This window comes from Diaphorobacter sp. JS3050 (assembly GCF_013154915.1).
GTDB lineage: Bacteria > Pseudomonadota > Gammaproteobacteria > Burkholderiales > Burkholderiaceae_C > Diaphorobacter > Diaphorobacter nitroreducens.
This window is the reverse complement of the sequence record NZ_CP053553.1, coordinates 1,960,103-1,983,576: the sequence shown is the minus strand read 5'-3', so window position 1 is coordinate 1,983,576 and position 23,474 is coordinate 1,960,103. Positions and strand designations below refer to the sequence as shown.

The following is a 23,474-nucleotide window of genomic DNA, read 5'->3' as shown; positions in this document are numbered from 1 at the left end:
GGACCGCGTCGGCGACCGCGTCTGCGACCGCGTCAGCTTCCCGCAAGCGCGGCATGAATAATTATGAATTTTGGATAACCACCGACCCGCGCCACGTCGACGCGGAGGATTCCAAGGAGACAGCACCATGGCCGCCGACTATGCCGAGTTCTACCGCCGCTCCATCGACGAGCGCGACGCCTTCTGGGCCGAGCAGGCTCGCCTGATCGACTGGCAGCAGCCGCCGCAGCAGATCTGCGACTGGAGCAACCCGCCGTTCGCCAAGTGGTTCGTGGGCGGCACCACCAACCTGTGCCACAACGCGGTGGACCGCCACCTGACAGAGCGCCCGCTGCAAAACGCGCTGGTGGCCATCTCCACCGAAACCAATACCGAGCGCGCCTACACCTACGCCGAGCTGCACCAGGAAGTGCAGCGCATGGCCGCCAGCCTGCAGACGCTGGGCGTGCGCCAGGGCGACCGCGTGCTGATCTACATGCCCATGATTGCCGAGGCGGCGTTCGCCATGCTGGCGTGCGCACGCATCGGGGCCATCCATTCGGTGGTGTTCGGTGGGTTCGCGTCGTCGTCGCTGGCTTCGCGCATCGAGGACGCCGAGCCCACGGTGATCGTGAGCGCCGATGCGGGCTCGCGCGGCGGCAAGGTGGTGCCCTACAAGCCGCTGCTGGACGAGGCCATCGAACTGTCGGCCCACAAGCCCGCGGCCGTGCTGCTGGTGGACCGGGGCCTCGCGCCCGCCGCCATGCGCGCGGGCCGCGACCACGACTGGGCGGCACTGCGCGCGCGGCACATGGATGCGCAGGTGCCCTGCATCTGGGTGGACGCCACGCAGCCCAGCTACACCCTGTACACCAGCGGCACCACCGGCAAGCCCAAGGGCGTGCAGCGCGACACGGGCGGCTACACCGTGGCGCTGGCGTCCAGCATGCGCCACATCTTCGAGGCACAGCCGGGCGACACCTATTTCTGCACCAGCGACATCGGCTGGGTGGTGGGCCATAGCTACATCATCTACGGCCCGCTGATTGCCGGCATGACCACCATCCTGTACGAAGGCCTGCCGGTGCGGCCCGACGCGGGCATCTGGTGGAGCATCGTCGAGAAATACCGGGTCACGCACATGTTCTCGGCCCCCACGGCGGTGCGCGTGCTCAAGAAGCAGGACCCGGCCTACCTGAAGAAATACGACATCCGCAGCCTGAAGGCGCTGTGGCTGGCGGGCGAGCCCCTGGACGAGCCCACGGCGCAGTGGATCAGCGACGCGCTGCAGGTGCCCATCATCGACAACTACTGGCAGACCGAGACCGGCTGGCCCATCCTCACGCTGTGCAACGGCGTGCAGAAGCAAACCTCGCGCTTCGGCAGCCCGGGCAAGGCCGTGTACGGCTACAACGTCCAGCTGATCGACGAGGCCACGGGCGAGGAGCTGACCCAGCCCAACCAGAAGGGCGTGGTGGCCATCGAGGGGCCGTTGCCCCCTGGCTGCCTGCAGACCGTGTGGCGCAACGATGATCGCTTCGTCAACACCTACTGGAAGAGCATTCCCGGCCGGCTGGTCTACAGCACGTTTGACTGGGGCATCCGCGATGCCGACGGCTACTACTTCATCCTGGGCCGCACCGACGACGTGATCAACGTGGCCGGCCACCGCCTGGGCACGCGCGAGATCGAGGAATGCATCGCCGGCCACCCCAATGTGGCCGAGGTGGCCGTGGTGGGCGTGGCCGACGCGCTGAAAGGCCAGGTCGCGATGGCCTTCGCGGTGCCGCGCGATGCCTCGGGCCTCACCGACGAGGCCGCGCGCCTGAAGCTGGAAGGCGAGGTGATGAAGCAGGTCGATACCCAACTGGGCGCCGTGGCCCGCCCGGCGCGCGTGCTGTTCGTGACGATGCTGCCCAAGACCCGCAGCGGCAAGCTGCTGCGCCGCGCCCTGCAGGCCGTGGCCGAGCGCCGCGACACGGGCGACCTGACCACCATGGAAGACCCCGTGGCACTGCAGCAAATCAAGGAACTGCTGGGCTGACGCGCGGCAATTTGCTCTCTATTTGATAGCTTCCAGCGCTTGTTGGACGGGCGCTGGAAGCTTTTTTATTGCTTGATTCGATACGCCATCAAGCGGCTATCGCCGCCGCCGGTGGTACGGGCGCGGCGGCCTGGCCTGTGGCGCGCCATGGTGCGGGGGCCTGCCAGGCCTTCGCCCAGTCCATGAATTGCTCCACGGGCATGGGCATGGCGATGCAGTAGCCCTGCGCGTGGTGGCAGCCCATCTGCAGCACTGCCAGGCCTTGCTCCACCGTTTCCACCCCTTCGGCCACGATGCCGCAGCCAAAGGAATGCGCCAGGCCGATCACGCCCTGCACGATGGCCCGGTCGCCCGCATCGGCCAGCATGCCGGCGACGAAGCTGCGGTCCAGCTTGAGGTGGTCCATGGGCAGGCGGCGCAGGTACGCCAGCGACGAGTAGCCCGTGCCGAAGTCGTCGAACGAGATCTGCATGCCCAGCGCGCGCAGTCTGGTCAGCTCCCGCGCCACGTGGTCGATGTCGTAGAGCGCGGCGCTTTCGGTGAGCTCGATGGCCAGCAGCCGCGCCGGCACCGCGGGGTGCTGCGCCAGGCGCAACGCCATCCAGTCCGCAAAGCCCCGGCGGTGCAGGTGCTCGGGCGTGATGTTGATGCTGACGGGCAGTTCCAGACCCTGTGCCATCAGGCGGGCGATCTGCTGCAGCGCGGTGTCCACCACCCATTCGCCAAAACGCATCTGCAGCTCGGTGTGCCCTTCGATGAGGTGCAGGAAATGCACGGGCGACAGCAGGCCGCGCTCGGGGTGCTGCCAGCGGGCCAGGGCCTCGGCCCCCACCACGGTGCCCAGCCGCATGTCCACTTTGGGCTGCAGGAACAGTGTCAGTTCGCCACGCTGCAGCGCGCGCAGCAGTTCGCCGCACTGCTCGCGCCGCAGTTGCCGGGCGCGCTCCTCGGCGGCGTCAAAGCCATGGAAGTGGTTGCGCCCCGCCTGCTTGGCCGCATACATGGCCTGGTCGGCGTGGCGCAACAGGGTGTCGGCGTCGGCCTCATCGTCGGGGTAGAGGGTGTAGCCGATGCTGGCGGTGACCAGCACGCGCTCGCCGTCCAGCGTGTAGGGGGCCGCGACGCTCTCCATCACCGTGTGCAGGCGCCGCTCGCATTCCTCGGCATGGGCCAAGCCCGACAGCAGGATCACGAACTCGTCCCCGCCCAGCCGCGCCACTGAGTCGGTCAGGCGCAGGGCGCGCTTGAGCCGCTCGGCCACCACCACCAGCAGCCGGTCGCCCGCCGCGTGGCCCAGGCGGTCGTTGACGGGCTTGAAGCCGTCCAGGTCCAGGTAGGCCACGCCCAATTGCTGGCCGCGCGCACGGCTGTGCTCCATGCCTGCGCGCAGCCGCCGCTCCAGCATCACCCGGTTGGGCAGGCCGGTGAGTGCGTCGTAATGGGCCATGCGCTCCAGTTGCCGCTCCTGCTGGCGCTGGCTGCTCACGTCGATGGACATGCCCACCATGCGCGCGGGCTGCCCGGCGGCGTCGTACGCCACCACCTTGCCCACGCTGCGGATCCAGCGGCCGTCGCCCTGGGGAGCAAGCACCTCGCAGGTCACGTCGAACGGCTTGTGCGGCTCCTGCAGGTGGCGCTGCAGCTCCTGGGTAACCACGTCGATGTCTTCCGGCGTGATACCCGACGCCCAGTGCACGGCAGCGCTGGCCCCGGGCTCCACGGGCGCCAGCCCGTACATGGCGCGCCAGCGCGCGTCGCCCGTGACTTCGCAGCTGGGTAGGTTCCAGTCCCACAGGCCCAGCGCCGCCGCCGCGATGGTGAGCGACAGCAGTTCCTCGCGCTCGCGTACGCGCTGTTCGGTCTGCTTGCGCTCGGTGATGTCGTGCAGGCCGAACAGCCAGCAGGCCTCGCCGTTCACTTCGATGGGGCTCATGGACTGCAGCACGGTGCGCTTGTCGCCGCCGCGCGTGGTCAGTTCCAGCTCGTAGCCCACAAGCTGCCCTTCGGCCGTCGCCGCCTCCAGCAGCGCCGCGCGGGTGGGGGCGGAATAGATGCCCAGTTCCACCACCGTGCGCCCAACGGCTTCCTGGCGGGTGTAGCCCAGGGCCTGCTCCCACGCCGGATTCACGTCGAGGTAGGTGCCGTCCTCGCGGCGCGAGAACCCCAGCGGGTAGGGCAGCAGCTGGAAGATGCGCGCCAGCCGTTCTTCGGAAGAGCGCAGCCGCTGCGCCGCGCGGCGCGGCTCGTCGATGTCCTGCAGGATGCCGCGCACGCGCACCACGCGGTCGCCCTCGATGATGGGCTCCCCGCGCACGCGCACCCAGACCAGGCGCCCATCGGCGCGCACGATCTCGATTTCCTGGCTCCACACAGTGCGCTTGCGCAGGCAGTCGCGCAGGGCTGCGTGCATGGCTTCCCGCCAGACGGGTGCGACGAACTGCTGCACATAGTCGCGCGGCAGCGGCGTGCCCGGGTCCAGCCCGTGGATGTCGAAGCACACGTCGGACCAATAGGTGATGCCTTTGCCCGGCTCTTCCTCCCACACGCCCAGCCGCGCCATCCAGCCCGCCTGGCGCAGCAGGCGGTTGGCGGCGAGCAATTCATCGCGCACACGGCGCTCCTGCGTCATGTCGTGGAACACGAAGACCAGGCAGTCCTCGCCCTCAATGCGCGACACCCGTCCCGACATGAGGCCCGGCACTTCGGCGCCGTCGCGCAGCGCCGTCATTGGCAGGCCGCGGACCTCGCCCTGGTTGCGCAGCGCCTCGGTGAGGCGGGCGCGCTCCTGCGTGTCGCCCCACACGCCCAGTTCCATGGACGAACGTCCCAAAATCTGGTCGCGCGGCTTGCCCAGCAACCGCTCGAACGCAGGGTTCACGTCCAGGTAGCACCCGTCGGACAGGCGGGTGATGCCCGCGGCGTCGGGCAGAGTCTGGTAGACGGTGGTGTATTTGGCTTCGGACACGCGCAGCGCGTCGCGCATCTCGTGGTGCTCGGTGATGTCCAGGTCAATGCCGGCCATGCGCAGCACGCGTCCGGCGGAGTCGCGCTCCACCGCGTGCCCGCGCGAGACCACCCAGCGCCAGTGGCCCTCGTCATCGCGCATGCGCGACTCGGCATGGAAGCTCTCTTCCTGTCCGTCCTGCACGCGCTGCAGGTACGCGCCCAGGCGCTCGCGGTCGTCGGGGTGGCGCCGGGCGTTCCAGCGTTGCCATGACTCGCGCACATCGAAGGCGCGCAGCGGTGTGAAGTCCTCGTCGTCGGGGCTGTTGGCCAGGCCGAAAGCCCGGTAAAAGCGCCCGTGGTAGGTAAAGCGGCTGTTGCGCAGATCCCATTCCCAGCGCCCGCCGCCCGAGGCCTTGAGCACGCGCAGCAGCTCGTCCTCGTGCTGTCCCAGCGTCTGCAGCGACCGGGCCCGCGCACGCAACAGCTCGACGGCGCCGCACAGCGCCACCACGCCGAAGGCGTAGCGCCAGGGAATGCCCTGCCACGGGGCCGATCCCTCCTGCGCGGCGAGGGCGCTGGCCGTCTCGGTCCAGGGCAGCAGCGCGGGCGGCACCAGCACGGTGAGCGCGACCACCAGCGATATCGCCGTCAAGCGTGTCGCGCGCCCCAGCAGCCACGCCAGGCAGCCCATCACCCAGCAGGCCGCGGACAGGCTGATCATGGCGCCCCAGTGGGCCGGCGCGTCCAGCCAGCCGCTGGCCAGCGCAGCCACTGCGGCCACGCCACCGCACAACGGCCCGAACAGGAACGCGGCGGAAACGATGATGGGCGGGTGGATGTACGCCACTCCGGGCGCGTCTAGGGCCTGTTCACACTATTTTTGCCAGTGCGAATGGCGTGAAAACCGCGCCAATCTAGGCGCGTGACGACGCCAAGGCCGGGGCCTTGGCTAGGAGGGCAACGACGAATGGCGCGGTTTTCACTCCGTTCCCTCCGGGTTGCGATCAAAAAGGGCCATTCGCGGCGTTGCCAAGCCTCGCTGGGGTAGCATCCCAGCTTCGTTTGGCGCCTTGCGCCTGGCCCTTTTTGATCGCAACGCATCTGGCAAAAATAGTGTGAACAGGCCCTAGCGGCATGCCCTGCAAGGCCACCAGCGTCGACGCCGCCCCGGCCACCAGGCCCAGCGCGATGCGCACGCCGCGCGAGGGTTGCAGCAGAACGGGTTGCGGCAGCGCGGTCGCCCCGGCGATCAGCAGCAGGTGCACGATGCCGGAGAGGAACACCTCAGTGGGCATATCCCTCCTGTGCATCCGCGCGCTGGTCGCCCCCGCGGTCCCCGCCATCCTGGCGCAATGGCGCAGCGCCCGCGGGCCGCGGCCCGGGGATGCGTGCAACAGCAGGGAATACGGCAAAGGCGCAAAGCGACATGTTTCAGAGTGTATTGCGCCCGGCGGCCCGGCGGTCCATGTGCGTGCCGCGCGTCGCGCAGCGGACCCGCGGGCGTCGGGTGAAACCCTGCCGCGGCGCGTCAGGGCGCCTTTGTACCCGGCCGCACCGCGCCGCCCACCAACCCCGTGGAGAGCGCCGTGCCGCACGCAATGACCACGCCGCAGCCCAGCATCCACGGCGTCACCGCTTCGCCCAGAAACACCGCGCCGTAGAACACTGCGAACACGGGCGCCAGGAAAGTCACGGCCAGCGCCCGGCTGGGGCCGGCATTCGCAATCAGGCGAAAGTAGAGGATGTACGCAATGCCCGTGCACAGCACGGCAATGGCGGCGATGGCCGCCCAGGCGCGCAGGCTCGGCGTCTGCGCGGGCCAGGCCCACCACATGGGCAGGGCCAGCCCGAGCGCCGCGCCCACCTGGCTGCCCGTGGCCGTGGCCAGTGGCGGAATGCCCACCAGGTAGCGCCGTGCGTAACTGGCGGCCACCGCATAGCAGGTGGACGCCAGCAGGCACGCCGCAATGGCCCAGCCCGCCTGACTGCCGCTGGCGCCCACGCCAGCCGGTGCGCGCCAGGCCAGCAGCGCCACGCCGACGAAGCCCAGCGCCAGCCCCGCCCAGCGCAGCCGGCTGATGCGGTCGCCCAGCCACAGCCAGGCCACCAGCGCGCCGAACAGCGGCACCGTGGCATTGAGAATCGATGTCAGCCCGGTGGCGATGTGCATCACCGCCCAGGCGAACAGCGCGAACGGGATCGCCGAGTTGATGAGCCCGGCGAACAGCACGGGCTGCCAGTGGCGCCGCAGCGCGGGCCATTCGCCCCGGTGCAGCAGGAAGGGCCAGAGGAACAGGGCGGCCATCAGCACGCGCAGCCCGGCCATGGGCAGCGGGCCGAACTCGGCCGCGCCCAGGCGCATGAAGAGGAACGACGCCCCCCACAAGCTGGACAGCAACACGAACTCGCCCACCCAGGCGGGCGCTTGGGGGGAGAGGGCCTCAGCGCTCGTGTGTGGTGCTGTCATGCGAAATTCAATAGAGGGGTGAAGGGAATAGCGCGGGCTTGCGGGCCCGACTCCAGCGCCAGCAGTGCCTTCTTGCGCGGCAGCCCCCCCGCGTAGCCGGTGAGGGCGCCCGCACTGCCGACGGCGCGGTGGCAGGGCACGACGACGCTGAGGGGGTTGCGCCCCACGGCCGCGCCCACGGCACGCACCGCGGTAGGCCGGCCGATCTGGCGTGCCAGCGCGCCATAGCTGGTGGTGGCGCCGTGCGGAACGGCCAGCAACGCCTGCCACACGGCCTGCTGGAAGGGTGTGCCGCCCGACAGGTCCAGCGGCAGATCGAACCGCGTGCGTTCGCCCCGCAGAAACTGCTGCAGTTGCTGGGCCGCCGCGCGCAGCACGGGATGCGCATCGTCTGTGGGCCACGCGGGCGCGGCATCCAGTTGCGCGGGCTGGTGGCGCTGGCCGTCGAACCAGAGCCCGACCAGGCCTTTCGCGCTGGCGGCCAGGCGCACTTCGCCCAGGGCCGTTGCGATGCGGCTTTGCACGGTGTCGCGGGGGTATTGCATGGTGAATCCTTCATTAAACGCGAAATTTGCCTTTTGCGCAGGCGCACCCAGCGCCGGCAGCTATTGGTCTGATAGCGCCAGAGCCAAACCACTCCACGAGCGCAGCACGCCATAGCTGCGCCAGGGGCGCCAGGCGCGGGCTGCTTCGGTGGCGGCGCGCGCGGGTTGCGGCTGGCCCTGCACGCCCAGCGCCTTGTGCAGCGCCACGTCTCCGGCCGGAAAGGCGTCGGGCCAGCGCAGGGCGCGCATGGCGATGTACTGCGCCGTCCAGTCGCCAATACCGGGCAGCGCACGCAGCGCGTCCAGCGTGGCGGGTACGTCGGCGCTGGCGTCCAGCAGCAGCGTGCCCGCGTCCACGGCCTGCGCAAGCGCCACGATGGCGGCCTGCCGCTGGCGCACGATGCCCAGGCTGCCCAGTGCGTCCCCCTGCGCCGCGGCCAGAGCGGCCGGTGTGGGAAACAGCCGATGCAGGTCCGGCCATGGCGTGGCGATGGGCTCGCCAAAGCGTTCCACCAGCCGCTGCGCCAGCGTGCGCGCGGCGGCCACCGTGATCTGCTGGCCCAGCACGGCGCGCACCGCCAGCTCGAAGCCGTCGAACGCGCCCGGCACACGCAGGCCGTCGCCCTCCGGGAAGGAGGGGTGCAGCACCGCGTTGATGGCCTGCGGGTCCGCGTCCAGGTCGAACAATGCGCGCACCCGCGCGATGAGCTGCGGCAGCACGGGCTGCAGGCCGTCGCTGACGCGCAGCCACAGCTGGGGGCGCCCGTCATCGAAGCCGGCTTCCAGCCAGCCGGTGAAAACGGTGCCCGCGCTTGCCAGCCGCACCGTTCTGCGCAGAACCTGCGCCCCCGGCCCGGTGCGGATGCTCTCCATGCCGTGAATCTGCCGCGCCGCCAGAAAGCCCATCAGCGCGGCCGTGTCGTAGGGCGGGCGCAGGCCCAGACGCACCGCACGGGCGCCTGCCTGTACCCCATCGGGTGCGGCGCCTTGCCGGCGCAACTGGGTGGGATTGAGTCCGTAGTGGGTATTGAAGGCCGCGTTGAAGCGGCGCACGCTGGCAAAGCCGCTGGCCAGCGCCACCTGGGTGACGGGCAGATCGGTATCGGTCAGCAACTGCTTGGCCGCCAGCAGCCGGCGCGTCTGCAGGTACTGCAGCGGCGAGATGCCCAGCGCGGCCTCGAAGATGCGGCGCAGGTGCCGGTCGCTCACGCCCAGGCGCGCAGCCAGCTGCGCGACCACGGCGCCGCCTTCGCACGCGCCCCAGGACTGCGGCGCATCCAGCATCCGCAGCGCCTGGCGCACGAGGATGCCCGATGCGTCCTGCACCGACCAGGCCAGCGCCTGCGGCGCCAGCTCGGGCCGGCAGCGCAGGCAGGGGCGAAAGCCGGCACTCTCGGCCTGCGCCGCCAGCGTAAAAAAACGGCAGTTTTCGCGCCGGGGCGTGCGTACGGCACAGACGGGGCGGCAATAGATGCCGGTGGAGGTCACGCCGGTGAAGAACCGTCCGTCAAAACGCGCATCCCGGGCCCGCAGGGCCAGGTAGCGGGCCTGGTCGTCGTCGGCCGCAGAGGCGGCGCTGGCGGGTGGAGCAGGGGAATGAAGAACGTCGGGCATGGGGCCATGATAGGCACGCGCAGCCGTTCCACTGGCCGTTTTCGGACATGCGCCTGGCCGGCCTCAGGGGGGTCCCCGGCTGACAGGGGCGCGCCTGGACCGGGCCTACAATTCCGGCCTTTCTGCCGGCCTTCCTGCCGGCCTTGCCTGGACGGCGGACCTCCCGGTCCCGCCCCTTATCTCCAAGGAATCCCCTGTGCAGCTTTCTCCCGCGATCTTCAAGGCCTACGACATCCGCGGCATCGTGCCCAGCACGCTCAACGACGACGTGGCCCGTGCCCTCGGCCGGGCCTTTGGCACCGCCGCACTCGCGCAGGGCGAGCGTACGGTGGCTGTGGGACGCGACGGGCGCCTGTCGGGCCCGGCGCTCTCGGCCGCGCTGATCCAGGGCCTGGTGGACGCAGGCATCGAGGTCATCGACATCGGCATGAGCACCACGCCCCTGCTGTACTTCGCGGCCAGCACGCTGTGCGCCAGCGGCATCCAGGTCACGGGCAGCCACAACCCCAAGGACTACAACGGCTTCAAGATGGTGCTGGCCGGCCGCGCGATCTACGGAGAGGAAATCCAGCAGCTACGCCGCACCATGGAGCAGCAGAGCTGGCAGCTGCGCGAAGGCGGCCACGTGCGCCACGAGGACGTGCTGCCCGCCTACGTGCAACGCATCGTGGGCGACGTGAAGCTCGCGCGGCCCATGAAGATCGTGGTGGACAGCGGCAACGGCATCGCCGGCGCGTCGGCGCCCGGCATCTTCCGTGCACTGGGCTGTGAGGTGATCGAGCTGTTTTCGGAGGTGGACGGCAACTTCCCCAACCACCACCCCGACCCCAGCAAGCCCGACAACCTGCGCGACGTGATCGAGGCCTTGAAGACCAGCGACGCCGAACTGGGCCTGGCCTTCGACGGCGACGGCGACCGCCTGGGCATCGTGACCAAGGACGGCCAGAACATCTTCCCCGACCGGCAGATGATGCTGTTCGCCCAGGATGTGCTCTCGCGCGTGCCGGGCGCACCCATCCTGTTCGACGTGAAGTGCACGCAGCGCCTGGCGCCCGCCATCGAGGCCGCGGGCGGCCAGCCGCAGATGTACAAGACCGGCCATTCGCTCATCAAGGCACGCATGAAGGAGCTGGACGCGCCCCTGGGCGGCGAGATGAGCGGCCACATCTTCTTCAAGGAACGCTGGTTCGGTTTTGACGACGGCACGTATGCAGGCTGCCGCCTGCTGGAAATCCTGAGCCGCCATGCCGACCCCAGCGCCGTGCTGAACGCCCTGCCCACGAGCCATTCCACGCCCGAACTCAACGTGCATTGCGAGGAGGGCGAGCCCCATCGCCTGACGGCCGAGTTGCAGGCGCTGGCGGCCGACGCGTTTGCGCCACCGGCCCGCATCAGCACCATCGACGGCCTGCGCGTGGACTGGCCCGATGGCTTTGGCCTGATCCGCGCCAGCAACACCACGCCGGTGCTGGTGCTGCGCTTCGAGGGCCACACCGACGCCGCGCTGCAGCGCATCGAAGCCGCCATGCTGGCGCTGCTGGAACGCGTGAAGCCCGGCGCCCAGGTGGGCGGCGCCGCACACTGATTGCGGGCAGCGCGGGCGGCATGCACCAGCTCATCCTGTGGCTCTACAGCCTGGCCGTGTGGCTGGCCACGCCGCTGCTGCTGCGCAAGCTGCGCCGCCGCGCGCTCACCGAGCCCGGCTACGCCGTGGCCGTGCCCGAGCGCCTCGGCCACTACCCGCCGCCCATGGACAGCCTCTCGCCGTCATCGGAGACCGAAGCCGACGAGCAGTTCATCTGGATCCACGCCGTCTCCCTGGGGGAGACACGCGCGGCGGCCATCCTGCTGAAGGAACTGCGCCCGCTGCTGCCCGGCATGCGCCTGCTGCTCACCCACGGCACGGCCACGGGCCGGGCCGAGGGCGAAAAGCTGCTGCTGCCCGGCGACGTGCAGGTGTGGCAGCCCTGGGACACGCCCGGGGCCGTGCGGCGCTTTCTGCGGCAGTTCCGCCCGTCCATCGGCATCCTCATGGAGACGGAGATCTGGCCCAACCTCGTCGCGGCCTGCCGCCGGCGGCGCATCCCGCTGGTGCTGGCCAACGCGCGGCTCAACGAAAAGTCGCGCGCCGGCGCGCGCCGGCTGGGCTGGCTGTCGCGCCCGGCCTACGCCGGCCTGGCGGCCGTGTGGGCGCAGACCGAGGACGACGCCGCCCGCCTGCGCGACGTGGGCGCGCACGTGGCGGGGGTCTTCGGCAACCTGAAGTTCGACGTGGTGCCGTCACCCGCCCTGCAGGCGCAGGGCCGCGCGTGGCGCGCCGCCAGCGCCCGACCGGTGGTGCTGCTGGCCAGCAGCCGCGAGGGCGAAGAGGCCATGTGGCTGGAGGTTTTGAAGCAAAAAACGCCTCTAGCGCCCGCCAGTCAAGCGCCAGCAGCTATTGATTCAGGAGTGAATCAATCCGTGCAGTGGTTGGTGGTCCCGCGCCACCCCCAGCGTTTTGACGAGGTGCAGCGCCTGTGCGAGGCCGCCGGCCTGCGCGTGTCGCGGCGCAGCCAGTGGACCGCGCAGCCGGACAGCGCCGATGTGTGGCTGGGCGACTCGCTGGGCGAGATGGCGCTGTATTACGGCCTGGCCCACGTGGCGCTGCTGGGAGGCAGCTTTGCGCCGCTGGGCGGGCAGAACCTCATCGAGGCCGCGGCAGGCGGCTGCCCCGTGGTCATGGGCCCGCACACCTTCAACTTTGCCGAGGCCGCGCGCCTGGCCATCGACGCTGGCGCCGCGCTGCGCGTGGCCGACATGGCCGAGGGCGTGGCCGCCGCGGCCGCCCTGGCGCAGGACCCGCAGCGGCGGAGGGCGCTGTCCGAGCGCTGCGTGGCATTCACCGAGGAGCACCGCGGCGCGGCCCTGGACACGGCCCTGGCCGTCCTGCAGCGCCTGCGCGAGGCCGTGGACGACCGTCCCGACTGAGCGGCCCGCCCGCGTTTCCTGCAACCACGACTGCAACCACGACTGCGAGGGCGCTGACACAGCGCAAGCCGCTGGCGTTGCCTGTCTCGCCAAGCAATGCCGGGATGGCAGAGAATCGCTCCATCATGATGGACAAGCACTACCTCACGCCCCTGTTCACGCCCAGCTCCATCGTCGTGCTGGCCGGCAACGCCGATGCGCCCGATACGCACACGCCCCAGGCCAAGGTGCTGCGCGAGGCGCTGGCCGCCCAGCGCTTCACGGGCACGCTCACCTACCTGGACATCCATACCAGCGGCACGCTGGCCGACCTGGCGCAGACGCGTGCGGACCTGGCCATCATCGCCCAGCCGCCGCAGGACCTTCCCGCCGCGCTGGAGGTAGCGGGGCGCATCAACTGCCGCTCGGCACTGGTGCTGTCCAACGGCGTGGATGCGCAACTGGCCGAGCAGCTGCGCAAGATCGCGCGTCGCGAGGGCATCCACCTGCTGGGGCCCAATTCGCTGGGCATGCAGCGGCCGTCGCTGCAATTGAATGCCAGCGCCGCGGGGCCGCTGGCGCGCGAGGGGTCGCTGGCCCTGGTGTGCCAGTCGGGCGCGCTCACCTCGTCCATCCTGGATTGGGCCAGCAACAACGCGGTGGGCTTTTCCAGCGTGATCTCGCTGGGCCCGCACACCGACGTGGGGCTGAGCGAGGCGCTGGACTTCCTGGCCAACGATGCGCGCACGCAGAGCATCGTGGTCTACATGGAGGGCATCCAGAATGCGCGCCGCTTCATGAGCGCCCTGCGATCGGCGGCCTATGCCAAGCCGGTGGTGGTGCTCAAGGCGGGGCGCAAGCCTGCAGGCAACGAGGCGGCGCAGACGCACAGCGCCGCCATCGTGGGCAGCGACGATGTGTTCGACGCCGCGCTGCGCCGCGCGGGCGCCGTGCGCGTGCGCTCGTTCGTGGAGCTGTTCTCGGCCGCGAAGTGCCTGGCCTCGCGCTACCGCCCCGTGGGCAAGCGCCTGGCGATCATCACCAACGGCGGCGGCCCCGGCGTGCTGGCGGCCGACTGGGAGAACGAGATCGGCCTGGACCTGGGCCGCTTTTCGCCCGAGACCTGCGCTGCGTTGGCGCCCAAGCTGCCGCCGCTGGCCTCGCTGGCCGACCTGATCGATCTGTCGGAAGAAGCGGGGCCGGAGCACTATCGCCTGGCGCTGGAGGCGGCGTTCCGTGACAAGCAGATCGATGGCCTGCTGGCCATCTTCTCGCCCAAGGCCGGCGCCGACGCCGAAGCCGTGGCCACCGTGCTGGCCGATGCCAAGCGCCTGGCCTCCAAGCCCTTGCTGTCGTGCTGGATGGGCGACGCCTCGGTGGTGCCGGCGCGCCGCATCCTGCGGGCCGCGCAGATTCCCACCTTCCGAACGCCCGAGGCCGCGGTGGGCGCCTTCGGCAACATCGCCTCGTTCTACCAGAACCAGCAGCTTTTGCAGCAGACACCGCCGCCGCTCACGACGCTGTCCAAGCCCGACATCGAGGGCGCGCGCCTGGTGATCGAGAGCGTGCTGGCCGAGCGGCGCAACGTGCTGACCGAGATGGAGTCCAAGACGCTGCTGGCGGCCTTCCACATCCCGGTGACCAAGACGCTGCTGGCGCGCAGCAGCCACGAGGCGATGATGATCGCCACGCAGCTCGGCTTCCCCGTGGCGCTCAAGATCGATTCGCCCGACATCGCGCACAAGTCCGACGTAGGCGGCGTGGCGCTGAATGTGCACAACGGATCGGCCGCGCGCGATGCCTACACCGACATGGTGCAGCGTGTGGCGCGGGTACAGCCCGGCGCGCGCATCAACGGCGTAACGGTGCAGAAGATGGCACGCGGGCGCCGCGGGCGCGAGACCTGCATCGGCCTGGTCAGCGACGAGCCCTTCGGCCCGGTGATCACCTTTGGCGCCGGCGGCACGATGATCGAGCTCATCAACGATCGCGCGATGGAGTTGCCGCCGCTCAACCAGTTCCTGGCGCGGCGGCTCATCGACCGCTCGCGCGTGGCCGAGACGCTGGGCGAATGGCGCGGCGCCACCGCCGTGGACCTGGAAGGGCTGGAGCAGGTGCTGCTGCGCGTGTCCGAGATGGTCTGCGCGCTGCCCCAGCTGCGCGAGATGGACATCAACCCCCTGATCGTGGACGAGCAGGGCGCCGTGGCCGTGGACGCGCGCATCGTCATCCATGAAACCGCCCAGGGCGGCTCGCGCGGCGAGGTGGCCGGCTACGGGCACTACGGCCACCTCTCCATCCTGCCGTATCCGGCGCGCTATGAAGCAGTCTGGCCTCTGCGCGGCGGGGGTGAGTATCTGGTGCGCCCGATCCGTCCGGACGATGCGCAGATGGTGCAGCGCCTGGTCAAGGAACTGTCGCCCGAGAGCCGCTACTTCCGCTTCGTGTCGCAGTTGGCCGAGCTGCCGCCTTCGATGCTGGCGCGCTTCACCCTCATCGACTACGACCGCGAGATGGCCCTGGTGGCCGTGCACCGCGAGCGCGTGGTGGACGAGGAAGGCGAGGTGAGCCACAAGGAGCGCATCGTGGGCGTGTCGCGCTACGTGACCAACCCCGACCAGACGAGCTGCGAGTTCGCGTTGCTGGTGGCCGACGACTTCGCCGGCAAAGGGTTGGGCTCGCGCCTGATGCTCAGCATCATGGACGTGGCGCGCGATCGCGGCCTGGCCGAGATCCAGGGCCTGGTGCTGGCCAACAACCCGACCATGCTCAAGCTGATGCGGCGCCTGGGCTTCGAGGTGCGCACCTTCGAGGACGACCCAGAATTCCGCCTGGTGGTACACCAACTGTAAAAGCCGATGGGCTGGCTCGTCACCAAATACCTGATCACCGCGGCGGTGGTGGTCGCCGTGTCCGAAGCAGCCAAGCGCAGCGACAGGCTGGGCGCATTGCTGGCGGCGCTGCCGCTGGTGACGTTCCTCGCGCTGGTCTGGCTGTACGTGGAAAAGCAGCCGCAGGAAAAGATCGCCAACCACGCCTGGTACACGTTCTGGTACGTGGTCCCCACGCTGCCCATGTTTCTGGCCTTTCCCTGGCTGCTGCCGCGCATCGGGTTCGGCCTGACCCTGCTGGCCAGCGCAGCCATCACCGTGGTCTGCTTCGGCCTGTTCGCGCTCGCCGTGCGGCCGCTGGGCGTCGAGTTGCTGCCCTGACCCTGCAGAGCTTTGCGGGACGGCCCACGCGCTATAAACCGTCCATGAAAACCCAGTATTTCACCGCCACCAGCCTGGACGGCTTCCTCGCCACGGAAGACGACTCGCTGGATTGGCTTTTCACCCTGGGCAGCCTGGAGGAATCCAGCTATCCCGCCTTCATCGCGCAGGTGGGTGCCCTGGCCATGGGGTCATCCACCTACGAATGGATGCTGCGCAACGCGGACGCCGTGCGCGCCGAAACGGGCTCCGCCTGGCCCTACACGCAGCCCGCCTGGGTTTTCTCCTCGCGCCGCCTGCCGGGCATCGACGGGGCGGACATCCGCTTCGTGCAGGGCGACGTGCGGCCGGTGCACGCGGCCATGCGCTTGGCGGCGGGGACGAAGAACCTCTGGATAGTAGGCGGCGGGGACCTTGCCGGCCAGTTCTACGACGCTGGCTTGCTGGACGAGCTGATCCTGCAGGTGGGCTCGGTCACGCTGGGACGGGGCAAGCCGCTGTTTCCGCGCCGGCTGCCCAGCACCGCGTTGCGCCTGCTTGACGCACAGCCCCTGGGGACGGGCATGGTGGAGCTGCGTTATGCCGTGAACCGGACGAGTGACCCGGCGGACCTTGACCGCGAATGATGGTCTTTTAGACCTCTAGCGCTTATCCACCAAGCGCAAGCAGCTATTGTTTATATAGCAACAGCGGTGGGTATCGCAGGGTGTCAGCGACTCAGCAGGCTGTCCACCGCCACCACGTCGTCCATGGACAAGGTGCCGGCGGCCTGCTTGAGTCGCAGCGTGCCCATGAGCACGTTGTAGCGCGCCACGGCCAGGTCGCGCTTGGTCTGGTAGAGCTGGCTCTGGGCGTTGAGCACGTCGATGTTGATGCGCACGCCCACCTCGTAGCCCAGCTGGTTGGCTTCCAGCGCGCTCTGGGTGGACGCCTCGGCCGCCTGCAGCGCCCGCACCTGGCTCTGGCCCGACTGCACGCCGAAGAACGCGGCGCGCGTGGCCTGGGCCACGCTGCGGCGCGCATGGTCCAAGTCGGCGCGCGCCTTGTCTTCCAGCGACAGGGTTTCCTTCACCCGGTTTTGCACCGCGAAGCCCGCGAACAGCGGCAGGTTGAGCGCCACCCCCACGCTGGCGACGTTGGCACGGGAGTGCACGCCCGGCATGGTGACGGTGCCGTTGGGTGTGCGCTGCACGCTGTAGCCCGCCTGCAGGTCCACCGTGGGCAGGTGGCCGGTCTCGGCCTTGGCGGTCTCCAGGCGCGCCACGTCCAGCGCAATGGCCGCCTGGCGCACCTGGGGTTGCTGATCTTCCGCGACGTGCACCCAGCTGTTCACATCGGCCGGCTGCACCGCGGGCAGCTGCACCGGCTGGGCCAGGGGCAGCGGGGTCAGGCCCGAGCGGCCCACGGTCTGCTCCAGTGCCAGGCGCTTGACGTGCAGGTCGTTCTCGGCCGCGATCTCCTGGGCCGACATCAGGTCGTGCCGCGCCTGGGCCTCGCGCTCGTCGGTCACCGTGGCGGTGCCGACCTCGAAATTGCGCTTGGCCGCGGCCAGTTGCTCAGCCACGGCGGCCTTTTGGGCCTGCACGAAGGTCAGGGTGTCCTGGGCGGCCAGCACATCGAAATACGCCTGGCTCACGCGCACCAGCAGGTCCTGCTCGGCCCCGTCACGCTGCGCGCGGGCAATGTCGATCCCGCGCTGCCCCTGCTCGAAGCCGATGCGGTTGGCCGGCCGGTACAGCGGCTGCGAGGCCACCACGCCCACGGTCTGGGTAGGGGCGTGCAGGTCCAGCGGGGGCAGGGGGCCACGGGTCAGGTCGGTGCGGGCGTAGGTCACGCCCCCGTTCAGCGCGGCGCTGGGCAACAGTCCTGCGCGCGCCTGCTCGGCGCGGCTGTCGGCGGCCTGCAACTGTGCCTGCGCGGCCTGCCACGGGGCGTCATAGCTGCGCGCCCATTCCACCAGCGTGGACAGGCTCTGCGCCTGCGCGGGCAGGGCGCCCAGCGCGCAGGCGCCACGGCCAGGGAAACGGAGAGCAGCCGTTGCAGTGATGTCATGGCGTTCTTCAGGAAGGTCTGCGGTGATCAATGGGAAGGCTGCAGCACGCCGGGCGACGTCCGTGGTGGCTCAATACCGGGGCACCGCCGGGTCGCGCTCATGCGACCAGGCCTCGATGCCGCCCGTGATATTGGCCACCTGGTCGAAGCCCTGGTGCGCCAGGAAGCCCGCCACCCGCAGGCTGCGCATGCCGTGGTGGCACAAGCAGGCCACAGGGCGGGCGGGGTCCAGTTCATCCAGCCGTGCGGCCAGCTCCCCCATGGGGATGGCCACGAGCTCAAACCCCTGGGGCGTCACGCTGGCGGTCTGCAGCTCCCATGGCTCACGCACGTCCAGCACCAGCGGGCGGCTGCCGGCGTTAGCGGTCAGCCAGTCGGCCAGTTGGGCAGGGCGCACGTGGTCGATCATGCAAAGGTTCCTGAAGGACGCTGAAGGGGTGTCAGAACTTGAAGCGGGTCGGCTCCGGGAAGTGGCGCAGGCGCGGCACCACCACATCCCAGGGTTGAGTGGTCTCGTACCGGTCACCTTGGCGGCGCACGAACGTGGCGCGCATCATCGGCATGTGGCCCACGAAGGCGCCCAGGCGGCCGCCGTCGCGCAGCAGGCCCAGCAGGCGCTGGGGAATCTCGGCCACCGAGCCGCTGAGCACGATCACATCGAACGGACCATCGGGGATGGGGTCCAGCGCGCCGTCGGACTGGCGCACCTCGGCGTTGTCCACGCCGGCACTGCGCAGGTTCTCGCGGGCGAACTCGGCCAGCTCCGGGACGATCTCCAGCGACACCACGCGCTCGGCGCGCGCGGCCAGCAGCGCGGCCATGTAGCCCGAGCCCGCGCCGATCTCCAGCACGCGGTCGGAGGATTGCACCTGCAGATCCTGCAGCATGCGCGCATCCACGCGCGGCGCCAGCATCACCTGGCCCAGGCGCTCGGCTTCTTCCACCGAGGGGTTCAGCGGGATCTGCGTGTCGATGAAGGCGGCCCCCTGGTAGGCCGGAGGCACGAACTCCTCGCGGCGCACGGTGAACAGCAACTCCAGCACCGCCTCGTCCAGCACGTTCCACGGGCGGATCTGCTGCTCGACCATGTTGTAGCGGGCCTGCTCGGTAGGATCGCAAATGTCAGCGGACGTGTTCAGAGGCATGTTCATGGGGTACTCCGGAGGCGGGTCACTGTGGTTCAGACAAACCCCTGATTCTAGGTCGGCCGCACGCACAGCCCCTGCAAGACGTTCTCGGCCTGCAGGCGGATGTACTCCTGCGCGGAGAACGTGTCAGGGTTCGGGATGCACAGCGACAGCGAAGGCTGCGAGAACATCAGGAACATCAAGGGCGCCAGCACCAGGTAGACGGCATGGTCCAGATCCAGCGGGCGGAACTCGCCACGGTCCATGCCGCGCTGCAGGATGCGGCGGAACAGGCGGTGGCCGGGTTCCACGACCTCCCGGCGGTAGAACTCAGCGATCTCCGGGAAGTTGTTGGCCTCGCTCAGCATGAGCTTGCCCAGGCCCGATGCCTTGGTGGAGCCCACGCGCTCCCACCACGTCTGAAAGCAGTACTGCACCAGTTCGCTGCTCGTGCCCTCGAAGGTTTCCATCTCCAGGTCCCATTCAGGGAAGCGGCCCGCAATGTTCTTGCGGACCACGGCCTTGAAAAGGTCTTCCTTGCTGGGGAAGTAGAGGAACAGCGTGCCCTTGGACACGCCCGCGCGCGCGGCGACCTCGTCCACCCGGGTGGCGGCAAACCCTTTTTCCACGAACAGGTCCAGGGCAGCGTCCATCAATTCACCGGGCCGGGCTTCCTTGCGGCGGCCGCGGCGCGGGGGTTCGGACGATTCGGGGACTGGGGGGAGGGAGATCATAAATTACTGACTGACTGGTTAGTAATATAGCAACCCGCCTTGCCCCCGTCAACGCAAGGGCAGACGCGGGACGGCGCCTTCGCTTCATTTCTATGATGAGGCTTTCATCCCCTTCACGAGGCGCAATCCCATGTCCGATCTGCAATCCATCACCCTCGGCGGCGGGTGCTTCTGGTGCACCGAAGCCGTGTTCGACCGCGTGCGCGGCGTGACCGACGTGCAAAGCGGCTATGCCAATGGCGACGTAGCCGAGCCCACCTACGAGCAGGTGTGCAGCGGCACGACCGGCCACGCCGAGGTGGTGCGCGTGACCTTCGACCCCGCGCAGATCGGCGTGCGCGAGATTCTGGAGATCTTCTTCGCCACGCACGACCCCACCACCCTCAACCGCCAGGGCAACGACGTGGGCACGCAGTACCGCAGCGCCATCTACTTCACCGACCCCGCGCACCAGGACGTGGCCGAAGAGCTGTTGCGCCAGATGGGGCAGGACAAGCTCTTTGGCGCGCCCGTGGTGACCGAGGTGGCACCCCTGGTGAACTACTGGCCCGCGGAGGACTACCACCAGGACTACTACCGCAACCACCCCAACCAGGGCTATTGCGCCTTCGTCGTGGGGCCAAAGGTGGAGAAGTTCCGCAAGACCTTCGCACGGCACCTCAAACCCGGCGCCTGACCGCTGCGCGGCCCAGGTCGCCGCCGGCGGTCCTCCGCCTTCCCACAGCGGCGCATCCGCGCAGCCTTTTGTGAATCCCCGCGGGTTCCTGCGCTATCCTCCCGGGCCCGCGCCGCAACAGCGGCGCGGTGTGTTACTTTGGAGGAAGCAACCCATGAAACCCTGGCTCGCCACCCTGCTGCTGGCCTGCGCCGCCGTCGCGCACGCGCAGGAGCACACCGCGCAGCAGACCAAGGTCGACATCGAGCGCCACCGCGCCATGGCAGCAGCGCACGAGGCCGCTGCCAAGTGCCTGGAATCCGGCAAGGGCGAAGAAACCTGCCGCAAGGAACTGCAGGCCGCCTGCAAGAACCTGGCGATCGGCAAGTACTGCGGCATGAAGCACGCCCACTGACGACTGCACCTTTCACCCAGCCCGCATGTCCCTGACACCCGCGCTCTTGCCGCAACTGCGCCGCCGCCTGGCCCTGACCTGGCTGCTGCTGGCGCTGGTGCTCGCGCCCGCACTCGGGCGCATGCACCAGGTGTTGCACCTGCCCGCGGGGCAGGGGCTGGCGCATGCCTTGCACGGCGACGGGCATGCACGGGATGCGGCAAGCGCCGGGCAACAGGCCCTGGACACCCTGCATGCGCTGTTTGCCGGGCACGGGGCCGCCGACTGCCAGGTGCTGGACGAGCAGACGCTGGTGGGCGCCGCGCTGGGCCAGGCTCCCGCGCAGGTCCAGGCACAGCCGCAGCTGCCCCCTGTCAGGTCCCCCGCGCCGGTGCCGCGCGCGGGCCGGGCGGCGCCTTTCCATGCCCGCGCTCCGCCCCTGAGCGCCTGAGGCTCCCCGCCTCGCGCCGCCGCCTTTGCATGTCGGCGTCGCAAAAACTCCTCTTTTTATAGCTGCTCGCGCTTGATACATAAGCGCTAGAGGCAGTTTTGAATCAATTTTCAAGCGCGGCCGCGTGCGGCCCGAGCGCTCGCGCGCGCCTGCCGCCTTTTGACGGAAATCGTTGTATGAACGCCTTCACCCCTTTCGCCCGCATGCCGGGCGCAATGCACCCGCTGGCCTGGGCCGCGCTGCTGTGCCTGACCAGCGCAGCACCCGCGTGGGCGCAGGCGGATGCCCGCCTGCCCGAGGTCACCGTGTCCTCCAGCGGTTTGCAGCTGGGCGTGTCCGAAATGACGCAGCCCGTGTCTGTGCTGGAGGGCGACGCCCTCGTGCGCCAGCGCGAAGCCACGCTGGGCGAAACCCTGGACGGCGAGCCGGGCATCACCGGCAGCCATTTCGGCGCGGGCGCCAGCCGCCCCGTGATCCGCGGCATGGACGGTCCGCGCGTGCGCGTGCTCTCTGACGGGTCCGAGCTGCACGACGCCTCCACCGTCAGCCCCGACCACGCCGTGGCGGCCGAGCCACTGCTGGCCACACAGGTCGAAGTGTTGCGCGGGCCGTCGGCACTGGTCTACGGCGGCGGTGCCGTGGGTGGCGTGGTCAACGTGCTGGACGGCAAGGTGCCCACGGCCGTGCCCGACAAAGGCTACGAAGGCAGCGCCGAGCTGCGCGCCGGCAGTGCGGCGCGCGAAAAGGCCGGCGCTGTCGCGCTGACCGGCGGCGCGGGCAACCTGGCCGTGCACGTGGAGGCCGCCGGTCGAGACGCCGACGATTACCGCGTGGGCAGCGGCTGGGCCGAGGGGCGCCGCGTGCCCGGCAGCTTCAACCGCACGGGTACCGGCAGCGTGGGGCTGTCCTGGGTTGGCAGCCGCGGCTACCTGGGCCTGGCCTTCACACGCCAGAACGCCAAATACGGCCTGCCGGGCCACAGCCACAGTTTCGAAGGCTGCCACACCCATGGCAACCACCTGCACTGCGGCAGCCATGACGAGCACGACCACGAGGACGACGGGCATGACCACGACCACGACCACGGTCACGAAGCCGTTCCTGTGGTGGATCTGCGCAGCGAGCGCGTGGACATCCGCGGCGAGCTGCGCGACCCATTCACCGGCTTCTCCGCGCTGCGCCTGCGCGCGGGCGTGACCGACTACGTACACGACGAGGTGGAGGAGGGCACCGTCGCCACCACCTTCAAGAACAAGGCCCACGACTTGCGCGTGGAACTGCAGCACGAGCCCGTGGCCGGCTGGCGCGGCGTGCTGGGCCTGCAGACCGGGCAGCGCAAGTTCAGCGCCGCGGGAGAAGAGGCCTACGTGCAACCCACCCTCACGCGCCAGTGGGGCGTGTTTCTGCTGGAGGAATACCGCCTGGGCGACTGGCATGGCGACTGGCGCATCGAGACCGCACTGCGTCACGACCGCCAAAGCGCCGAAGCGCAGGACAGCGGTGTAGAGCGGCGCCACCACGGCACCTCCGCATCGCTGGGCGCGGTGTGGCGCTTTGCGCCTGGCTACGCCGCGGGTGCGAGCATCACCCGCGCCCACCGTGCGCCCACCGCCGAGGAGCTGTACGCACGCGGCCTGCACATGGCCACGTCCACCTACGAGCGTGGCGACGCCAGTCTGCGTGCGGAAACCTCGCGCAACATCGACCTGAGCCTGCGCAAGACCAGCGGGGACACCACATTTGACGTGAGCGTGTTCCACAACCGCATCCGCAATTACATCTACGGCCGCACGCTCGACGAACTGGACGGCCTGCAGCTGCTGCAGTACAGCCAGGCGGGCGCCACCTTTACCGGCATGGAGGGCCGGGTGCGCCAGCGCATCACGCAGCGCCTGGGGGTCACCCTGTTCGGGGACAGCGTGCGTGCCCGCCTGGACGGTGGCGAGCGGCTGCCGCGCATCGCCCCCGCACGCGTGGGCCTGCGCCTGGATGCCAACTGGCGCGACTGGGACGGCGCGGTGGAATGGGTGCAGGTGGCGCGGCAAAACCGCGTGGCCGCGTTCGAGACCGCCACGCCTGGCTACGGCATGCTGAACCTGGGCCTGGCCTACAACGGCCGCACGGGCAGTGGCACGCCGTGGCAGGTGTACCTGAAGGCGCGCAACCTCACGGACCGCCTGGCCTACGCCCACACCTCGTTCATCAAGGACGCGGCCCCGCTGGCAGGGCGCAACGTGACGGTGGGCGTGCGCGTGTCGTTCTGACACCGCCATCCCCGGGCCGCGGCGGATGCGCATGCACATCCGCC

The 23,474-nt window shown here is 69.7% G+C and carries 19 protein-coding genes; 10 read left to right on the top strand and 9 right to left on the bottom strand.

Features of this window, described 5'->3' with window-relative positions; genetic code table 11:
* Positions 1-127 precede the first annotated feature (127 nt).
* On the top strand, positions 128-2,023 hold the full coding sequence (locus HND92_RS09580; RefSeq protein ID WP_172206838.1) for a propionate--CoA ligase: 1,896 nt from the start codon (positions 128-130) through the stop codon (positions 2,021-2,023).
* Between the two features lie 88 nt (positions 2,024-2,111).
* On the opposite strand, the gene HND92_RS09575 is transcribed toward HND92_RS09580, so the two are convergent.
* The 5 genes from HND92_RS09575 to HND92_RS09555 all read right to left on the bottom strand — a co-directional run bounded on the left by HND92_RS09575 (position 2,112) and on the right by HND92_RS09555 (position 9,595).
* The gene (locus HND92_RS09575) at positions 2,112-5,816 is read right to left on the bottom strand and encodes an EAL domain-containing protein (protein WP_253940133.1); all 3,705 of its coding nucleotides are present in this window, start codon (positions 5,814-5,816) and stop codon (positions 2,112-2,114) included.
* A 157-nt stretch (positions 5,817-5,973) separates the two neighbouring features.
* Positions 5,974-6,264, bottom strand: a complete 291-nt coding sequence (locus HND92_RS09570; RefSeq protein ID WP_172206837.1) for a hypothetical protein — start codon at positions 6,262-6,264, stop codon at positions 5,974-5,976.
* Between the two features lie 233 nt (positions 6,265-6,497).
* On the bottom strand, positions 6,498-7,436 hold the full coding sequence (locus HND92_RS09565) for a DMT family transporter (RefSeq protein ID WP_047349566.1): 939 nt from the start codon (positions 7,434-7,436) through the stop codon (positions 6,498-6,500).
* Positions 7,433-7,981 carry a methylated-DNA--[protein]-cysteine S-methyltransferase gene (locus tag HND92_RS09560; RefSeq protein ID WP_172206836.1) on the bottom strand — a complete coding sequence of 183 codons (549 nt, stop codon included), beginning with the start codon at positions 7,979-7,981 and terminating at the stop codon, positions 7,433-7,435. Before HND92_RS09560 ends, HND92_RS09565 begins: the two co-directional genes overlap by 4 nt.
* A 60-nt stretch (positions 7,982-8,041) precedes the next feature.
* Entirely contained in the window at positions 8,042-9,595 is a 1,554-nt protein-coding gene (locus tag HND92_RS09555) for a DNA-3-methyladenine glycosylase 2 family protein (protein WP_172206835.1), read from the bottom strand.
* 196 nt (positions 9,596-9,791) lie between these two features.
* Here HND92_RS09555 and HND92_RS09550 point away from each other — a divergent pair, with 196 nt between their 5' ends.
* The 5 genes from HND92_RS09550 to HND92_RS09530 all read left to right on the top strand — a co-directional run bounded on the left by HND92_RS09550 (position 9,792) and on the right by HND92_RS09530 (position 16,379).
* Positions 9,792-11,180 carry a phosphomannomutase/phosphoglucomutase gene (locus HND92_RS09550; protein WP_172206834.1) on the top strand — a complete coding sequence of 463 codons (1,389 nt, stop codon included), beginning with the start codon at positions 9,792-9,794 and terminating at the stop codon, positions 11,178-11,180.
* Between the two features lie 20 nt (positions 11,181-11,200).
* Entirely contained in the window at positions 11,201-12,562 is a 1,362-nt protein-coding gene (locus HND92_RS09545; RefSeq protein ID WP_172206833.1) for a 3-deoxy-D-manno-octulosonic acid transferase, read from the top strand.
* Positions 12,563-12,687: 125 nt separating this feature from the next.
* Positions 12,688-15,393 (top strand): bifunctional acetate--CoA ligase family protein/GNAT family N-acetyltransferase, encoded by a 2,706-nt coding sequence (locus HND92_RS09540; RefSeq protein ID WP_015913357.1) that lies wholly within the window; start codon positions 12,688-12,690, stop codon positions 15,391-15,393.
* A 6-nt stretch (positions 15,394-15,399) separates the two neighbouring features.
* Entirely contained in the window at positions 15,400-15,753 is a 354-nt protein-coding gene (locus tag HND92_RS09535; RefSeq protein WP_015913358.1) for a DUF3147 family protein, read from the top strand.
* Positions 15,754-15,797: 44 nt separating this feature from the next.
* Positions 15,798-16,379 (top strand): dihydrofolate reductase family protein, encoded by a 582-nt coding sequence (locus tag HND92_RS09530; protein WP_172206832.1) that lies wholly within the window; start codon positions 15,798-15,800, stop codon positions 16,377-16,379.
* Between the two features lie 83 nt (positions 16,380-16,462).
* On the opposite strand, the gene HND92_RS09525 is transcribed toward HND92_RS09530, so the two are convergent.
* From HND92_RS09525 to HND92_RS09510, 4 genes are all read right to left on the bottom strand, one after another.
* Complete coding sequence (locus HND92_RS09525; RefSeq protein ID WP_371814890.1) at positions 16,463-17,800, bottom strand: TolC family outer membrane protein; 1,338 nt, start codon at positions 17,798-17,800, stop codon at positions 16,463-16,465.
* 75 nt (positions 17,801-17,875) lie between these two features.
* Complete coding sequence (locus tag HND92_RS09520; RefSeq protein WP_011805270.1) at positions 17,876-18,214, bottom strand: rhodanese-like domain-containing protein; 339 nt, start codon at positions 18,212-18,214, stop codon at positions 17,876-17,878.
* A gap of 31 nt (positions 18,215-18,245) precedes the next feature.
* The gene (locus tag HND92_RS09515; protein ID WP_172206831.1) at positions 18,246-18,956 is read right to left on the bottom strand and encodes a protein-L-isoaspartate O-methyltransferase; all 711 of its coding nucleotides are present in this window, start codon (positions 18,954-18,956) and stop codon (positions 18,246-18,248) included.
* Between the two features lie 47 nt (positions 18,957-19,003).
* Positions 19,004-19,666: a TetR/AcrR family transcriptional regulator gene (locus tag HND92_RS09510; protein WP_172206830.1), complete on the bottom strand. Its 663-nt coding sequence runs from the start codon at positions 19,664-19,666 to the stop codon at positions 19,004-19,006.
* 130 nt (positions 19,667-19,796) lie between these two features.
* On the opposite strand from HND92_RS09510, the gene msrA reads away from it, so the two are divergent.
* The 4 genes from msrA (at position 19,797) to HND92_RS09490 (ending at position 23,430) form a co-directional block, all read left to right on the top strand.
* A complete protein-coding gene (msrA, locus tag HND92_RS09505; RefSeq protein WP_011805273.1) occupies positions 19,797-20,342 on the top strand; it encodes a peptide-methionine (S)-S-oxide reductase MsrA in 546 nt (181 codons plus the stop codon).
* 154 nt (positions 20,343-20,496) lie between these two features.
* Positions 20,497-20,736, top strand: a complete 240-nt coding sequence (locus tag HND92_RS09500; RefSeq protein WP_135147687.1) for a hypothetical protein — start codon at positions 20,497-20,499, stop codon at positions 20,734-20,736.
* Positions 20,737-20,761: 25 nt separating this feature from the next.
* Positions 20,762-21,166, top strand: a complete 405-nt coding sequence (locus HND92_RS09495) for a hypothetical protein (protein ID WP_011805275.1) — start codon at positions 20,762-20,764, stop codon at positions 21,164-21,166.
* A 176-nt stretch (positions 21,167-21,342) separates the two neighbouring features.
* Complete coding sequence (locus HND92_RS09490) at positions 21,343-23,430, top strand: TonB-dependent receptor domain-containing protein (RefSeq protein WP_172206829.1); 2,088 nt, start codon at positions 21,343-21,345, stop codon at positions 23,428-23,430.
* The last annotated feature ends 44 nt before the right edge of the window (positions 23,431-23,474 follow it).

Bases quoted from the DNA above. Each gene is read 5' to 3' on its own strand.
- HND92_RS09540 (WP_015913357.1), top strand. From the start codon at position 12,688: ATGATGGACAAGCACTACCTCACGCCCCTGTTCACGCCCAGCTCCATC.
- HND92_RS09490 (WP_172206829.1), top strand. From the start codon at position 21,343: ATGAACGCCTTCACCCCTTTCGCCCGCATGCCGGGCGCAATGCACCCG.
- HND92_RS09530 (WP_172206832.1), top strand. From the start codon at position 15,798: ATGAAAACCCAGTATTTCACCGCCACCAGCCTGGACGGCTTCCTCGCC.
- HND92_RS09500 (WP_135147687.1), top strand. From the start codon at position 20,497: ATGAAACCCTGGCTCGCCACCCTGCTGCTGGCCTGCGCCGCCGTCGCG.
- HND92_RS09580 (WP_172206838.1), top strand. From the start codon at position 128: ATGGCCGCCGACTATGCCGAGTTCTACCGCCGCTCCATCGACGAGCGC.
- HND92_RS09495 (WP_011805275.1), top strand. From the start codon at position 20,762: ATGTCCCTGACACCCGCGCTCTTGCCGCAACTGCGCCGCCGCCTGGCC.
- HND92_RS09545 (WP_172206833.1), top strand. From the start codon at position 11,201: ATGCACCAGCTCATCCTGTGGCTCTACAGCCTGGCCGTGTGGCTGGCC.
- HND92_RS09560 (WP_172206836.1), bottom strand. From the start codon at position 7,981: ATGCAATACCCCCGCGACACCGTGCAAAGCCGCATCGCAACGGCCCTG.
- HND92_RS09515 (WP_172206831.1), bottom strand. From the start codon at position 18,956: ATGAACATGCCTCTGAACACGTCCGCTGACATTTGCGATCCTACCGAG.
- HND92_RS09570 (WP_172206837.1), bottom strand. From the start codon at position 6,264: ATGCCCACTGAGGTGTTCCTCTCCGGCATCGTGCACCTGCTGCTGATC.
- HND92_RS09520 (WP_011805270.1), bottom strand. From the start codon at position 18,214: ATGATCGACCACGTGCGCCCTGCCCAACTGGCCGACTGGCTGACCGCT.
- HND92_RS09535 (WP_015913358.1), top strand. From the start codon at position 15,400: ATGGGCTGGCTCGTCACCAAATACCTGATCACCGCGGCGGTGGTGGTC.
- HND92_RS09510 (WP_172206830.1), bottom strand. From the start codon at position 19,666: ATGATCTCCCTCCCCCCAGTCCCCGAATCGTCCGAACCCCCGCGCCGC.
- HND92_RS09555 (WP_172206835.1), bottom strand. From the start codon at position 9,595: ATGCCCGACGTTCTTCATTCCCCTGCTCCACCCGCCAGCGCCGCCTCT.
- msrA (WP_011805273.1), top strand. From the start codon at position 19,797: ATGTCCGATCTGCAATCCATCACCCTCGGCGGCGGGTGCTTCTGGTGC.
- HND92_RS09565 (WP_047349566.1), bottom strand. From the start codon at position 7,436: ATGACAGCACCACACACGAGCGCTGAGGCCCTCTCCCCCCAAGCGCCC.